The organism is Sphingopyxis sp. RIFCSPHIGHO2_12_FULL_65_19 (assembly GCF_001830555.1).
Lineage (GTDB): Bacteria > Pseudomonadota > Alphaproteobacteria > Sphingomonadales > Sphingomonadaceae > Sphingopyxis.
Genome location: NZ_MIAM01000061.1, coordinates 1 through 15,207, shown reverse-complemented (window position 1 = coordinate 15,207; position 15,207 = coordinate 1). Strand labels below are relative to the sequence as shown.

Genomic DNA, 15,207 nt, shown 5'->3' with positions numbered 1-15,207 from the left:
GGCTGTTTCCCGTGACCGGCGAGGATGTCGTCGCGGGTTTCGTGCTCCGCTCGCCCTTTTTCTTCGGGCTGGATTCGGTGCTCGGGTCGCTCGTCGAAGACAAGGAGATCGGGCGCGAAGGCGGACCCGCGCTCGACGCCACGGGCAAACTAGTGCCGCGCGACCTGACCCCGGTCGGCCGCGATCCGGCGGACAATGGGTCGAACGCCATGGCGGTCGCCCCGGCCCGCTCGACCGATGGCGCGACGCGGCTCGTGTCGAACTCCCACCAGCCGTGGACGGGCGGCGTCGCCTGGTACGAACTGGTCGTACATTCGGGAGAAGGCTGGGATTTCGCGGGCGCGAATTTCCCCGGTTCGCCCTATCCCTTCCTGGGTCACAACAAATATCTCGGCTGGACCAATACGGTGAACCGGCCCGACCTGATCGATGTCTATAAACTGACCCTTGACGAAAGCGGGGAGAAATACCGCTTCGACGGCGCATGGCGGTCGCTCGAGGAAAAACGGATCTGGCTGAAGGTGAAGGTCGGTCCGTTCGTGCTGCCGGTGCCGCGCACGATCTATCGCTCGGTCCACGGGCCGGTTGTAAAGAATGCGAAGGGCGCCTTTGCCATCCGTTATGCCGGGATCGACCAGGCCAACATGGTCACCCAATATTACCGGCTGAACAAGGCGAAAAATTTCGACGAATGGCGCGCCGCGATGGCGGCGCAGGGCGTTCCCGCGACCAATTTCATCTATGCCGATGCCAAGGGCAATATCGGGCTGTTTTATAATGCCATGTTCCCCGACCGGCCGGCGGGGTTCAACTGGCGCGGGGTGTTACCCGGCGACACATCGGCCGATCTGTGGACAAAAACCTTGCCGTTCGACCGCGTTCCCGCGCTGGTCAATCCGCGGTCGGGCTATGTGATGAACGCGAACAACACGCCGTGGGTCGCGGCGGGGCCGGGCGACGAGCTGGATGCGGCGGCTTTTTCGCCCTTGCTCGGGATCGAGAACGATATGACCAACCGCGCGGTGCGGCTGATCGAATTGTTCGAGGCGTCGGGGCAGGTCGACGAGGCGCGATTGAAGGCGATCAAATATGACACCGCCTATGCCCGGACGGGCTATGCGAAGGCGTGGATCGACCGGCTGCTCGCACTCGATACGACGCGCGACCCGGCGCTGGCCCAGGCGCAGGATCTGCTTCGCCGCTGGGACTGGAACCTTGATGGCAAGGGCAAGGGCGATGCGCTGGCGCTCATGGTGCTGCGCCCCGCGAACGGCCGTCATTACCAGCGCCGCGCCGCGCCCGATCCGGGCACCGTGCTGAACGAAACGGTCGCGCATTTGCAGGATCATTTCGGCGGGCTCGATCCAAAGCTCGGCACCGTGCTGCGCTTGCGCCATGGCGAGGGGGCGAGCCGTATCGACCTGCCGCTCGACGGCGGCAACGACACGGTGCGTGCTTCGACGCTGTGGGACGCCGAACCCGACGGACGGCTGAAGGTGCGGCATGGCGACAGCTTCATCATGTTCATGACCTGGGATGCGCAGGGCCGGGTCCGGTCCGAATCGATCCAGCCGTTCGGGTCGGCAACGACGCGGCCCGAAAGCCCGCATTATAACGATCAGGCGCCGCTTTTCGTCCAGCACAGGCTGAAGCCCGTATTGTTCGACCCGGCGGCGCTGACGGCCAGCGGGGCGCGTTTCTATCGGCCTTGAAAGCCGCGCGGTGCTGTCCTAAACCATTGATACAGTGGCGCCCGCCACCCCGCTTTCGACAGGCTGTTCAGGCCTGCATGCTTTCAAGAGGATATCCATGCCCCGTTTCCATCGATTTGCCCTCGCCCTGGCGGTGACCACCTCGCTCGTCGCGGCCGGTCCCGCACTCGCCAAGCCCGCAGCCCCGGCGCCGATCGCCGATCTGGTGAAGGCGGTCGATATTCCTTACGAATCCTTCACCCTGGACAATGGTCTGCGCGTGATCGTGCACGAAGATCGCAAGGCGCCAGTCGTCGCGGTGTCGGTATGGTATCGCGTCGGGTCGAAGCATGAGCCTAAGGGGAAGACGGGGTTTGCCCATCTGTTCGAGCATCTGATGTTCAACGGGTCGGAGAACGCTCCCGGCGATTTCTTTGAACCGTTGCAACAGGTCGGCGCGACCGACAGCAACGGGACGACCAACGTCGACCGCACCAATTATTTCGAGACGGTGCCGACCGGCGCGCTCGACCGCGCGCTGTTCCTCGAAAGCGATCGCATGGGTCACCTGCTCGGCGCGGTGACGCAGGAAAAGCTCGATAACCAGCGCGGCGTCGTCCAGAATGAAAAGCGCCAGGGCGACAACAACCCCTATGGTTTGCTGCGTTACGAGATTTTCGAGAATCTGTTCCCGACCGGCCACCCCTATCACCACAGCACCATCGGTTCGATGGCCGACCTCAATTCGGCGAGCCTGGCCGATGTGAAAAAATGGTTCACCGACAATTACGGCCCGAACAATGCAGTGCTGGTGCTGGCGGGCGACGTCGATGTGGCGACCGCAAAGGCCAAGGTGCAGGAATGGTTCGGCGACATCCCGCGCGGCCCGGCGGTCACCATGCCGCAGGTATCGGTCCCGACGCTGCCCGCGCCGCTGGCAAAGGAGGTCAAGGACCTGATCCCGACCCCGCGCATCTATCGCATGTGGGCGATCCCCGGGCTGAACGATGCCGACGCCGTGCCGTTGCAGATGGCAACCGCCGTGCTGGGCGGCCTGTCGTCATCGCGGCTCGACAATGCGATGGTCCGCACCGATCCGGTGGCGGTCAGCGTCGCCGCCTTTGCCCAGCCGTTTGAGGATGCTGGCATCCTGATCATCCAGGCCGACGTAAAGCCGGGCACCGACGTCGACACGGTCGGCCAGAAGCTGGACGAGGAAATCGCCAAATTCCTGGCGAACGGTCCGACGGCCGACGAATTGCAGCGCGCGGCGGCGGGCTATCTGGGCGGCACCATCGCCGGTCTGGAATCGGTCGGCGGCTTTGGCGGCAAAGCGGTGACGCTGGCGGAAGGCGCGCTCTATTCAAACGATCCCGGCTATTACAAGGTCGAGCTCGACCGGATGGCAAAATCGACCCCCGAACAGGTCGCCGCCGTTGCGCGCAAATGGATGTCGCGTCCGGCCTTTTCGCTGACCTACACCCCCGGCGAACGCACCGAGGGCGGCGAGAATCGCGGCGGCGCAGTGACCGCGGGCAAGCTGACCGAGGCGGTGGCACCCGATCGCTACTGGAATCCAGCGCTCGGCGATATTGGTCCCGACACCGGCATCGGCGGAGCGGCATCGATCGCCGACCGTTCGCAATTGCCGGCAGTGGCCGACCTGACGGCGCTCGATTTTCCGGCGATCGAACGCACCAAGCTGAAAAATGGCGTCGAGGTGATCTTTGCGCGCCGCACGACGGTGCCGACGGTCAATGTCGCGGTCAGTTTCGACGCGGGCTATGCGGCCGATCCGCATAGCGCATTGGGCACCCAGTCGCTGATGCTCAGCCTGATGGACGAAGGCACGACCAATCTCAACTCGATCGCCTTTGCCGAAGCCAAGGAGCGGCTGGGGGCACAGATTGACGCGACCGCGAACGCCGATGAAACGGTGTTCAGCCTGTTCGCGCTCAAGCCCAATCTTGGCGCGTCGCTGTCGCTGCTCGCCGACTATATCCGCAACCCGGCCTTCGACGCCAAGGAGCTGGAGCGGGTTCGCGCCCAGCAGCTCAACCGCCTGAAGGCCGAGCTGAACAATCCGAACGCGATTGCCGCGCGCCTGATGGCGCCGATGCTCTACGGCGCCGCCCATCCTTACGGGATTCCGCCGTCGGGCCTGGGCGATGCCAAGGCGGTGACGGCGGCGACCCGCGACCAGCTCGCGGCGTTCCACAGCAACTGGATTCGCCCGGACAATGCACGGGTGTTCGTGGTCGGCGACACGACGCTGGCCGAGGTCAAGAAGCAGCTTGATGCGACGCTGGGCCAGTGGCAGACGCCGAAAACGGCCAAGCCGGTCAAGAATTTCAACATCGCGATCCCGGCCCCGAAGCCGCGCATCCTGTTGTTCGATCGTCCCAAATCGCCGCAGTCGGTGATCCTGGCGGGCAAGGTGCTCGATGCCAAGGGTGGCGACAAACTGGAAATATTGCGGGCGGCCAACGATATTTTCGGCGGCAATTTCCTGTCGCGTTTCAACACCAATTTGCGCGAAACCAAGGGCTGGTCCTATGGCGTCCGCAGCCGCATTTCGGGCGAAACCGACCGGCTGAGCTGGGTTGCGGTGGCGCCGGTGCAGGCCGACCGCACCGGCGATTCGATCAGGGAATTTCAGAAGGACCTGAAAGGCTTCCTCGCGGACAAGGGCGTGACCAAGGACGAGCTGGAACGCACGGTCAACGGCAGCGTGCGGGAATTGCCGGGCAGTTTTGAAACGTCGGGCGATGTTCTCGGCGGACTTCGCCAGATCGTCAAATTCGGACGCCCGGACAATTATTACGAGACGTTGCCGGCGACATATGAGGCGATGACCGCGGCCGAGATCGACGCGGCGGCGCGCAAGGCGCTCAGCACCGACGATCTGGTCTATGTCATCGTGGGCGACGCCGCCGTGGTCAAACCGCAGCTTGACGGATTGGGATTGACCGTCGAAACAGCGACTCCGATTAACTAACATTGATTTCAGTAAGGAGAGCTTCGATGTCCGTAGATGGCAGCTATGATTGCGTAACCAAGTCGCCGATGGGCGATCAGAAATCGGTGTTCACGGTCAACAGCGACGGCGACAGCTTCACCGGCTCGAACGCCGGTGCGATGGGTGCGCTCGATGTCGAAAATGGCAAGGTCGACGGCAATAAACTGACCTGGACCATGAACATGAAAGTGCCGATGCCGATGACGCTCGAATGCGAAGCGACGATCGACGGCGACGCGCTGACCGGCACGATCAAGGCCGGTGCATTCGGTTCGATGGCGATGACCGGCACGCGCCAGGGCTGAGCCTTCCGACAAAAAGACGCAAGGGGCCGTTCCGCAAGGGGCGGCCCTTTTGCTTTGCATAGCAATGCCCTTTGCCTTGAGGGGTGTTCAAAGCACCGGCTTGGGGGCATAGGCTGCTGCGATGCACAGCCCGGCCCCACCCCCGAAACGAACCCTGCCGGGCGACCGCGAAATGGTGGTCATGATGGCAATGGTGATGGCGCTCAATGCGCTCGCCATCGACGCGATGCTGCCTGCGCTGCCCGCGATCGGCAAAGGGCTCGGCGTCCTCGTCGCCAACGACCGCCAATATGTCATCTCGCTCTATCTGCTCGGCATTGGTTTCGGCTCGCTGATCTATGGCCCGCTCGCCGACCGCTTCGGGCGCAAGGGCGTGCTCGTCCCGGCGCTGTTCGCTTATGTTGCCTTTTCGATCGGCTGCGGACTCGCGACCAGCTTTCCGATGCTGCTCGCGCTGCGGTTTGGTCACGGTCTGGTCAGCGCGGCGCTGGGGGTGATTGTGGTCGCGGTGATTCGGGACCTGTTCGCGGGCGATGCGATGGCGAAGCGACTGTCGCTGATCTTCCTCGTGTTCATGATCGTGCCGATCATCGCGCCGACGATCGGGGCCGGGGTTGCAGCCGTGGCAGGCTGGCGCGCGATCTTTATCGTCCTTGCGGTCATGGGCCTCGTCATGATCGCCTGGCTCCGCCGCCTGCCCGAGACGCTCGAGCCCGCCGACGTTCGTCCGCTTGACTGGCGGACGATGGTCAGCGGCTGGGCGACGGTGACGCGGCATCGCCGCGCCGCGGGCTATATGATCGCATCGGGGATGATGCAGGGCGCGCTCTATGGTTATCTCAACAGCAGCGAACAGATCATCGACGAAGTGTTCAACGCGCAAAGCTGGTTCCCGCTGATCTTTGCCTGCGTCGCGGTGGGGATCGCGATCGCCAATTTTTCCAATGCCGCGATCGTCGAGCGGTTCGGCGCGCGTCGGGTGTCGCAGACTGCGGTGTTCGCCTTCATGGCGAGCTCAATCGCGCAGATTGTCGCGGCGCTTAGCGGCGCCGAAACGCTGTGGATGTTCACCGCACTGATGATGGTCAATGTCGGGCTGATCGGCTTTATCGGCAGCAATTTTGGTTCGATCGCGATGGAGGATTTTGGTCATATGGCCGGGGTCGCATCGTCGTATCAGAGCTTTGCCAAGACCTTGCTGGCGGCGGTGGTAGGTGCGCTGATCGGCCAGCAATATGACGGATCGACCCTGCCGCTCGCCTATGCCTTTCTGATCAGCGCCGTCGTTGGTCTCATCCTGGTGTTCTGGGCCGAACGCGGCAAGCTGTTCACCCGGCCGGGGACGGCCCCCAAAACACCGTTCTGAAAAACAAAAGGGCCGCCCCGGTCATGCCGGGACGGCCCATTTTATTTGACTGCGCTACGCGTCAGCTTATCGGCGTGTGCGGCTCCAGATCATCCTCATGCACTTCGACAATGCCGCGGCCGAGGTGGCTGCGGCTGCGGCTGTAGAGGAAGTAGAAGACCAGGCCGACGGCGCCCCACACCGGGAGCACGATCATCGCCTCGAACGGCAGGTTGAGGAACAGGAACACCGTGCCTGCGATCGTCAGCGGACCGATCAACCACAAAGCGGGCGTTTTGAACGCCCGCGGCGTATCGGGCGCAGTCTTGCGCAGGATCATCACCGCGATGGCAACCATCATGAACGCATAGAGCGTCCCGGCATTGGCGATGTCCGCCAGCTTGCCGACGGGCAGGAAAGCGGCGGCGAAGGCCACCGCGGCGCCGGTGATCGCGGTGATCACGTGCGGGGTCTTCCACTTCGGATGCACCTTGCTCCACGATTCGGGCAGCAGGCCGTCGCGGCTCATCACAAAGGCGACGCGGGTCTGGCCGAACAGCAGGATCAGGATGACCGACGGCAGCGCCACGAAGGCGGCGATGCCAAGCATGTTGCCCACACCCGACCAGCCGATCTGGCGCAGCACATGCGCCAGCGCCTCGTTCGAGCAGACCAGCGGCAGTTCGTTCGCGGCATAGGTCGCGCACTGGCGCGCCAGCTCTTCCGAACCGGCGGGGAAAGGCACGCCGTTCGGCCCCATGATCGGCTGGCCGCCGACGGTGCCGACGGCACCCGCGGCGACGAGGATGTAGAAAACGGTACAGAACAGCAGCGAACCAATGAGGCCGATCGGCACGTTGCGCTGCGGGTTCTTGGTTTCTTCGGCGGCGGTCGAGACGGCGTCGAAGCCCACATAAGCGAAGAAGATCGTCGCCGCAGCGCCGACCGCGCCGACCCCCGAACCGAAGCCGCCGAACACGCCGGCGGGCAGGAACGGATTGAACTTGTCGGTCGAGAAATAGTCGCTGGGCAGCGTCAGCACGATGAACGCGGTGAGCGCGGTGACCTTGATCGCGACCAGGATCGCATTGACGCGCGCGCTTTCGGTGGTGCCGATCATCAAGAGCCAGGTGACGAGCAGCGCGATCACGACGGCGGGGAGGTTGATGAAACCGCCCTCGACGCCGCCAAGCGCGAGGGGGGCGCCGGATAGCGCCGCGGGCAATTCTATCCCCAGGAATTCGTTCAATATCGTCCCGGTGAAATAGCCGGACCAGCCGACCGACACCGCCGACGCTGCGACGGCATATTCGAGGACGAGCGCCCAGCCGACGGTCCAGGCCAGAATCTCGCCCATCGTCGAATAGGTATAGGTGTAGGCCGACCCTGCAACCGGGATCATCGCCGCGATTTCAGCGTAGCAGAGCGCCGCGACGATGCAGATCAGGCCGGCGATCGCGAAAGCGAGCATCAGGCCGGGGCCTGCCTTTTGCGCGCCCGCCGCGGTCAGCACGAAAATGCCGGTGCCGATGACGCAGCCGATGCCGAACAGCGTGAGTTGAAAGGCACCCAATGTGCGGTGCAGCGACTTTTTTTCCGCTGTCGCCAAAATGGCGTCCAACGGCTTTACCCGGTCAAGTAGCATATTCTTCCCCTTGGGGCGGCTGAACTGCCGCCGTCTCATGGCGGGGCAGACTAGCCGCTCCGCGCGCCAGCGCAACTTAATTTCATGGGGCTATCGCGGCTTACCGTACCGTAAAGCGCACACGATCGATCATCCGGCCGCCCGGATCGACGAGCGTTAGCATGTGGCCGCCGGGACGCGGCAGGATTTGCTGCCCCGCATCGGCATCGCCAAGCGGCTGTTTGTCGAGGATCAGCCGGTATCCGGCGACCGACCCGCTGACGGTGACCGCCAGTCGCTGGCGGCCCAACGGGATGTCGGGGTCGAGCGCGTAGACGCTGCCGCTGACCGGGCTGGTGATCCGCGGACGACGTGCGGCCTGCGGCGCGGCCGCCATTTCGCTCTGCGCGGTGCCGGTGAGGAAATATTCGCGGCGCGGGGGTTCGCGCGTGCCGGGAAGGGCAATCTGGCGCGCCTCGACCCCGGTGGGCATCGCGGGCGGCTTGCCCGGATGGCCTGCATGGAGCGCGAGCATCACGTCGCGCCACACCGGCGCCGCGCCCGAGGTGCCCGATACGGCGCGCATCGAATCGCCCTCGAGATTGCCGACCCACACCGCGACGGTGAAACGATCGGACCAGCCGACGCACCAATTGTCGCGCATGGCTTTCGAGGTGCCGGTCTTCGCCGCTGCCCAGAAGGGCAGGCGCAGCGCGCTGTCGGCGCCAAAGGCGTCGGTGCGGGCGGATGCGTCGGCCAGGATGTCGCCGACGATGAAGGCGGCGGCGGGGGCGACGATCTGGCGCGGCGCTTCGGCATCGCGGGCCGCGGTGAAACGCACCGGCGACCAACGTCCCCGATTGGCAAAAGTGCGAAAAGCGTTGGCCTGTTCGACCAGCGAAACCTCCGCGGAACCGAGCGCCAGGCTGAAACCATAATATTCGCCGTCCTCGACCAGGCCGTGATAGCCGAGCGCCCAGAGACGGTCGCGGAACTGCTGGACGTCGTCGATGACGAGGGCGCGGACGGCTGGGACGTTGAGCGAGCTGGCGAGCGCGTGGCGGACGCTGACCGGGCCTTTGAAGCTGTGGTCATAGTTTTTGGGGACGTAGAGGCCGGAGGCGGTGTCGAGCTGGACCGGGCTGTCGTCGAGGATCGAGGCGGCGGTGAGCCAGCCATGTTCGATCACCTGCGCATAGAGATGCGGCTTCAACGTCGATCCGGCCTGGCGCCGGGCGTTGGCACCGTCGACCGACGCGGCGGTCGATTTGAGCCCGACGCCGCCGACATAGGCGAGGACTTCGCCGGTCGCATTGTCGAGCACGACGACGGCGCCGTCGCGGACGCGGTCGGAGCCGAGCCCGGCGAGCTGGCGGCGCAGCGCGACGATCGCGGCGGTCTGGATGCGGCGGTCGATGGTGGTGGTGACGCGCTTGCCGGGTTTGTCGAGCAGGCGGACGGCAAGGTGCGGCGCGAGCGCGGGGTCGAAACGCGTGGCCTGCTCGCCCGACACCAAAGTCGCGGCGGCGGCACGGATCGCCGAACAATCCTTCGCTTTCGCGATCCGGCAGGCGCGGCGGCCCAGCGCCTCGGCGCCCGCGGCGGGATTGGGCAGCAGTCCGGCGAACAGCGCGGCGTCGGCGTCGGTCATGTCGGCGGGCGTCTTGCCAAACAGGCTTTGCGCACCGGCCCCGATCCCCTGCGCTTCGCCGCGCAGCGGCAGGAGGTTGAAATAGGCTTCGAGCATCTGCTCGTGCGACCAGTCGGCGGCGAGCTGCTGTGCGGCGCGCATCTGGCGGAGCTTGGTGCGCCAGTCGCGCTGTCCGGGCTGGGCCAGGCTGGGGTCGAGAAAGGCGGCAAGCTGCATCGCCAGCGTCGACGCGCCGCGCGAGCGGTCGCCCGTCCCCCCCATCGTCAGGCGCGCGCGAACGGCGCTCGCGACGGCAAGCCAGTCGACCCCGCCGTGCGACCAGAAGCGCTGGTCTTCGCTTTGCACCACGGCGGTGCGGACCGCGGGGCTGATGTCCTCCAGCGGCACCCATGCGAGGCGGCGGCGCTCGAAATCGACGCGCTCGCTGTCGAGCAATTGGCCGTCGCGGTCATAGAGCCAGGCTTCGCTCGGCTGCCAGTCGGCGCGGACGGCGGCGAAGGCGGGCATGGCGGGCGGTTTCGTCGCGAGGTGCGCGGCGGTGGTTAGGATGAGCAGGGCGAGGGCGAGCCATGCGAGGGCGTCGCGGAGGCGGCGTTTGCGGGACGAATTCATTGTCTAAATTAGCGCGTGCTCCCGCGAAGGCGGGAGCCCATCTCCTGCCGGTGCAAGGGCGAACCCACCGGAGATGGGTCCCCGCCTTCGCGGGGGCACACGAATTGAGGGAGGGGGTCGATAAGCATCACGACCCCATATTCGCCACCGTGACCGGCGCGTTCGGCCACTGGCCGCGGATCGCGGGCGAATACATCGCCTCGACGCGCGTCGGTGGCAGGGTGAAGCGGCCCGATCCGTTGAGGCGGACGACATATTCGACCGCATGGGTGCCCGCGGGCATCCAGCCGAAATAGCCACGCCAGCTGTCCTTGCCGCGCTCGACATAGCTCGGCTGCGCGCCCGATCCGCCCGCCTGTTGGCCCAGCATTTCGGACTGGCCGCCGAGGTTGCCGACGATCGTCGCGCCCGGGGCGATCGGATCGTTGATCACGACCCACGTCCGGCCCGCGGCGGCAACAACCTCGATCCGGACCTTGATCACGTCGCCGCGCGTCAGCCGGTCCTTGTTCGCTGCCTTGACGATGCTGACGGAGCGTTTGATCCGGTAGCCGGCATTGAGCGGCTCCTTCAAGGGCACCGCGGCCTTGACGCTGACGGTCGCCCAGGGCGCGCCGGTGCCCTGATGATTGAGGCTCATCGTCGCGGCATTGAGCGCAACGCGGAGCGGCGAGGGCGTTTCGGCCGGAAGCGGCCAGCTTTGCGAGGCACTGGCGCCCGCAAGGCTGATATTGGTCACGCCGGTGATCGCGCTTGCGGGATAGAGTTCGGCGAAACGGCGGACGGTGACCGCGCCCCACGCGTTGGCGGGGGTGGTGTCCCAATGGCCCCCCCGCTGGCGCTGCGCGACACCGACCATCAGCTTGCCCGCATCATCCTCCCATCCTTTGCGGCCGAGCACGGCTTCCAAGGCCTTGATCGCCATTTCGTCGCCGCTGGTCATCATCCACCACGGCGCGCGCGCATCGTCGACGAGGTCGAGGCGCGTGCCTTCGTAGACGAGGCGCTTTCTGAGTTCGGCCTCGGCCGCGGTGCGAAGCGCAGGCGCGTTCCGCACGCCCGGCGTCTTTTCGAGTGCGACGAGCCAGTCGGCGAGCGTGCCGGTCGCCATGTCCACCGGCGCGACGTCGATCGCCGCGACGAGGTTGGCACTCGACGCGTTGCTGCGCGCGAGCGCCGCCAAGGCGGCGATGCGCACGGGCCGGATATCCCACGGGCCATAGCCGCGGCGGGTCAGCCGCCCTTCGACGACCGCTTGCAACGCCTTGACCATCTTTGCCTTGGACGCCTCGGGGATCGCGAAGCCGTTCGCCGCGGTCACGTTCAGGACATAGGCGGTGAGTTCAATCGACCCCGTCATGCTTTCGCTCGGCCAATAGCGGAGCAGCCCGTCGTCATCGAGATAGGTCGGCATCGCGCCCGCGAGCGCCTGCCACCGCCCGACATCGCCGAGCGCGATGGCGCGCGACGTCTGCTGTTCAAAGCAGCTGTAGGGATAGGCGGCCATATAGTCGCGAACGCCGGTGAGCGGCGGCGCAAGCGTGCCCGCGAGCGCAATATCAACATAGCCGCCGGGCAGCGCGCCCGCCGGGATCGCGATCGGCAGCGTTGTTGCCGGTCCGACGCGGAACAGGCTGGCCGCCCAGGTCTCGACCGGGACCGCGGGTTCGACGACCTGTTCAAAGACGAGCCGGTCGCGGGCCTTGCCCCCCTTGGCGACGGCATCGACGGTCCATGCAATCGGGCCGGTGGTTTCGGGGGCGGTCATCGACCAGCTGATCGGCACGGCGCCGCCCGCGGGGATGGTGACGGTGAGCGGCGGCGCGGTCGCGACGGCGGGCGACAGCGTCGGGGTCGCGGTGACCTCCATCGGCTGGTCGGTGCCGTTGCGCAGCGTGAAGCGTGCGTCATAGGTGTCGCCGGTGCGGACGAGTTCGGGCATCCCGGCAAAGACGCCGAGATCCTGCACGGTGCGCACGCTCGTTTCGCCGGTGCCGAAATATTGCGAGCCATCGGTGGCGATCGCGACGAGGCGGAAGCCCGAGAGATTGTCGCTGAGCGGGACGTCGATGGTGGCGCGGCCCTTGGCATCGAGTGGCACATTGCCCTTCCACAAGAGGACGGGGCGGAAATCCTCGCGCGTCAGCCCCGACAGGTCGCCGCCGCCGCCGCCGCCGGGTTCCAATGCCTTGCGGCCATAGTGGCGCTTCCCCACCACCTGCATCTGCGCGGTCGAAGTGAGCACGTCGAGCGTGCGTTCGCCCATCATCGCGTTCAGCACCTCCCAGCTTTCGTTGGGCGCGAGCTGGAGCAAGGCTTCGTCGACCGCGGCGAAAGCGACATCGGCGTTTTTCGGCGCCTTGCCATCGGGGGTCTTGACCTCGATGCCGACCTTCGCGGTTTCGCGGACCGCATATTTCGCCTTGTCGGCCTTGACCTTGACGCCGAGCTGATGGCCTTCCCAGCCGACCTTGATGCGCGCGATGCCCATCCGGTAGCTGGGCTTGGCGAGGTCGACCAAGGCGGTCGGCGGGGCGCCTTCGCTATTTTCGATCTTGAAACCGACCGCGCGTTTCATCTTGCGGAACCAGCTTTCTTCGCCCGTCACGCGGCCGCGTACCGCCATCACCGAGACATAGACGTCGGGGGCGTAGGTCGCAGGGAGCTTGACCTTGACGACGGGGTTGGTGCCCTTGAGCGGCACGACGAAGCTGGAGAGCACCCCCTCGCGCTCGACGGTGACGAGCGCGGTCGCTTCGCGGAAGGGCATACGAACCTGGAAATTCGCGGTGTCGCCCGCCGCATAGCGCGGTTTTTCGGCGATCACATCCATGCGGTCGCCATTGTCGCCGCCGAACCACCAGTCGTCGTCACCCGCGAGCCACACCGAGCGCACCGCGCGCGCTTCGTTGCCGTCGGCATCCTGCGTCGTCGCGACGACCGTGACTTCGCCCGAGATGCCGGGCGCCATCGCGCAGCTCGCGCGGCCCAGCCTGTCGGTTGTCGCCGAGCAGGTCGCATCGAGCCGCGTCGTGCGCATCTGGTTGTCATAGGCGTAGAAGCCGCCGATCAGGCGGCGCCGCGCGGTGATGATCTCGCGGTTATAGAGCGCGACCGACACGCGCTGACCGCTGATCGGCTTGCCGTCCAAGTCGAGCGCGATGAAATTGAGGCGCAGATCATTGTCGCGCATCAGCCAGCCGTCGGTCTTGAGCCCAAGGCGGACGGCGGAGGGGTAGAGGGTGATGCGGCGGCTCGACGTCAGTGTCTCGCCATTCGCATCCTCATAATCCATTTCGGCGGCCATCAGCGTCGGTTCGGTAATCGGCTGGTCGACCGTCACGCTTGTCGTCGCGCCGCCATTGGCGTCGAGTTTCAGCGGCACCGATCGCGCCAGCGGCAGCTCGGCCGAGGGGGTGTCGCCGCTGTCGTCAAGCTGGACGACACCCTCCTTCACCGGCTGGCCGTCGAAATCCCAATCCCTATAATCCTCGGGCGGCGACCAGGATGAGCGGAAATTGGTGCGCAGTTCGACCGGGATATTCGGCGCGGGGCCGCCCGATAGATAGCCGACGAACAGGTTCAGCGGCACTGCGGCGGGGCGCACGAGCGCGGTTTTCGGGCCGGTGATCGTCGCCTTCATCGTCGGCAGGCGATATTCGTCGACCTTGACCGACTGGTTCGACCAGATCGTCTTGTCCTCGCCGTCCTTGTCCTTGGTGACAAAAACGAGTTCATAATCGCCCATCGGCGCCGAGGCGGGGACATTCCAGACGCTCTCTCCGCCGCCGTTCGCTGCGATGCTGAAGGGCATTTCAAATTCGGTGTCCGAGCCGCGGTGGACGAGGCGGAGCTTGCCCGCAAGCGGTTCGGGGGTGCGGAAGCCGAGGCCGACCGGGCGGCGGAGCAGATGCTTCATATGCACCGTCTCGCCCGCCTTCACGAGCGCGCGGTCGAAGATGGTGTGGAGGATATCGCTGCGTTCCGACCAGCCATAGGGGAGGTCGAAGTCATAGGGGCGGATGCCATTGCCCCAGTCGGTGAGCGTGAAGCTGAAATCATCGCCCGAGCGCGCGCTGACCATCAGGCTATGGCCTTCGCTGTTCGCGACGTCGGGCTTTTCTTCGCAGCTCGAATAGGTTTCGGGCTGCGGCAATCCGCCGGCGAAGGCAAGGCGGCCCGCCTTGTCGGCATTCCCGCGCGCGAGCAGGCGGCCGGTGCAGCTGTCGGTGACGCGGATCTCGGCCCCCGCGACGGGCAGGCCCGTATTGAGTGACGTCACCCAGGCGAGCGAGCCCTCGCGACCCCATTTGAAATGCACCGCCATATTGGTGACAAGCGCCGCGGTCGCGACATAACGCGTCGCCTTGCGGCCGAGCAGCGCGGCGCCGAGTTCGGGACTCGCAATCTCGACGACGTGAAAGCCTTTTTCGGACAGGGGGATGCCGACGACCTCGAACGCTTTGCCCCCGGCGGGCAGCGCCAGCTCCATGTCGCGGCGATCGCCGCCCGATGGCGCACCGTCGAACACCGATTTGGTGCCGGTGTAGTTGACCGTGACGTCCTTGCCCGCGGCGTTCTTTTCCTCGCGATAGTCGCTGTCGTCGGCGTCCTCGACGCGTTTCAGCCAGCGCGCGATGGCGGCATCGTCGTCGCCGACCTTGAGCGCGGTCGCGGGCATTTTGAGGTTCGACCGGACGAGACTGCTTTCGACGCCGCGCACGGTCACGGGCAGAACGCCGCCTTCGCCGGCTTCCAATATGCCGAATTCGGCGGCGAATTTGACCAACGGCGGGGCGCGGTCGATGTGAAATTTCAGCGGGAAGTTCGACTGGTTCTGTAGGCGCCGACCGCTCTGGTCGGTGACATCGGCGGGCAGGACGAGCGTTGCGTCGACATTCTGCGGCAGCGGGCCGGTGAAGCGGACCTGCGTCAGCCAGGCGTCATTCTTGTCGTCGTC

The 15,207-nt window shown here is 65.8% G+C and carries 7 protein-coding genes; 4 read left to right on the top strand and 3 right to left on the bottom strand.

What is annotated here, in order from left to right; genetic code table 11:
• From A3E77_RS16620 to A3E77_RS16605, 4 genes are all read left to right on the top strand, one after another.
• On the top strand, positions 1 to 1,712 hold a 1,712-nt coding region (locus A3E77_RS16620; protein ID WP_293647970.1), incomplete at its 5' end, for an acylase.
• Between the two features lie 97 nt (positions 1,713 to 1,809).
• On the top strand, positions 1,810 to 4,689 hold the full coding sequence (locus A3E77_RS16615) for a M16 family metallopeptidase (protein WP_293647968.1): 2,880 nt from the start codon (positions 1,810 to 1,812) through the stop codon (positions 4,687 to 4,689).
• A 26-nt stretch (positions 4,690 to 4,715) separates the two neighbouring features.
• Positions 4,716 to 5,015, top strand: a complete 300-nt coding sequence (locus A3E77_RS16610; protein ID WP_293647966.1) for a hypothetical protein — start codon at positions 4,716 to 4,718, stop codon at positions 5,013 to 5,015.
• 121 nt (positions 5,016 to 5,136) lie between these two features.
• Positions 5,137 to 6,381, top strand: coding sequence for a multidrug effflux MFS transporter (locus tag A3E77_RS16605; protein WP_293647964.1), 1,245 nt, complete (start codon positions 5,137 to 5,139; stop codon positions 6,379 to 6,381).
• A gap of 61 nt (positions 6,382 to 6,442) precedes the next feature.
• On the opposite strand, the gene A3E77_RS16600 is transcribed toward A3E77_RS16605, so the two are convergent.
• From A3E77_RS16600 to A3E77_RS16590, 3 genes are all read right to left on the bottom strand, one after another.
• Positions 6,443 to 8,005 carry an amino acid permease gene (locus tag A3E77_RS16600; protein WP_293647962.1) on the bottom strand — a complete coding sequence of 521 codons (1,563 nt, stop codon included), beginning with the start codon at positions 8,003 to 8,005 and terminating at the stop codon, positions 6,443 to 6,445.
• Between the two features lie 100 nt (positions 8,006 to 8,105).
• Positions 8,106 to 10,247 carry a penicillin-binding protein 1C gene (pbpC, locus tag A3E77_RS16595; protein WP_293647960.1) on the bottom strand — a complete coding sequence of 714 codons (2,142 nt, stop codon included), beginning with the start codon at positions 10,245 to 10,247 and terminating at the stop codon, positions 8,106 to 8,108.
• A 127-nt stretch (positions 10,248 to 10,374) separates the two neighbouring features.
• Positions 10,375 to 15,207 (bottom strand): alpha-2-macroglobulin family protein (locus A3E77_RS16590; RefSeq protein ID WP_293647958.1); only part of this gene is annotated, 4,833 nt, incomplete at its 5' end.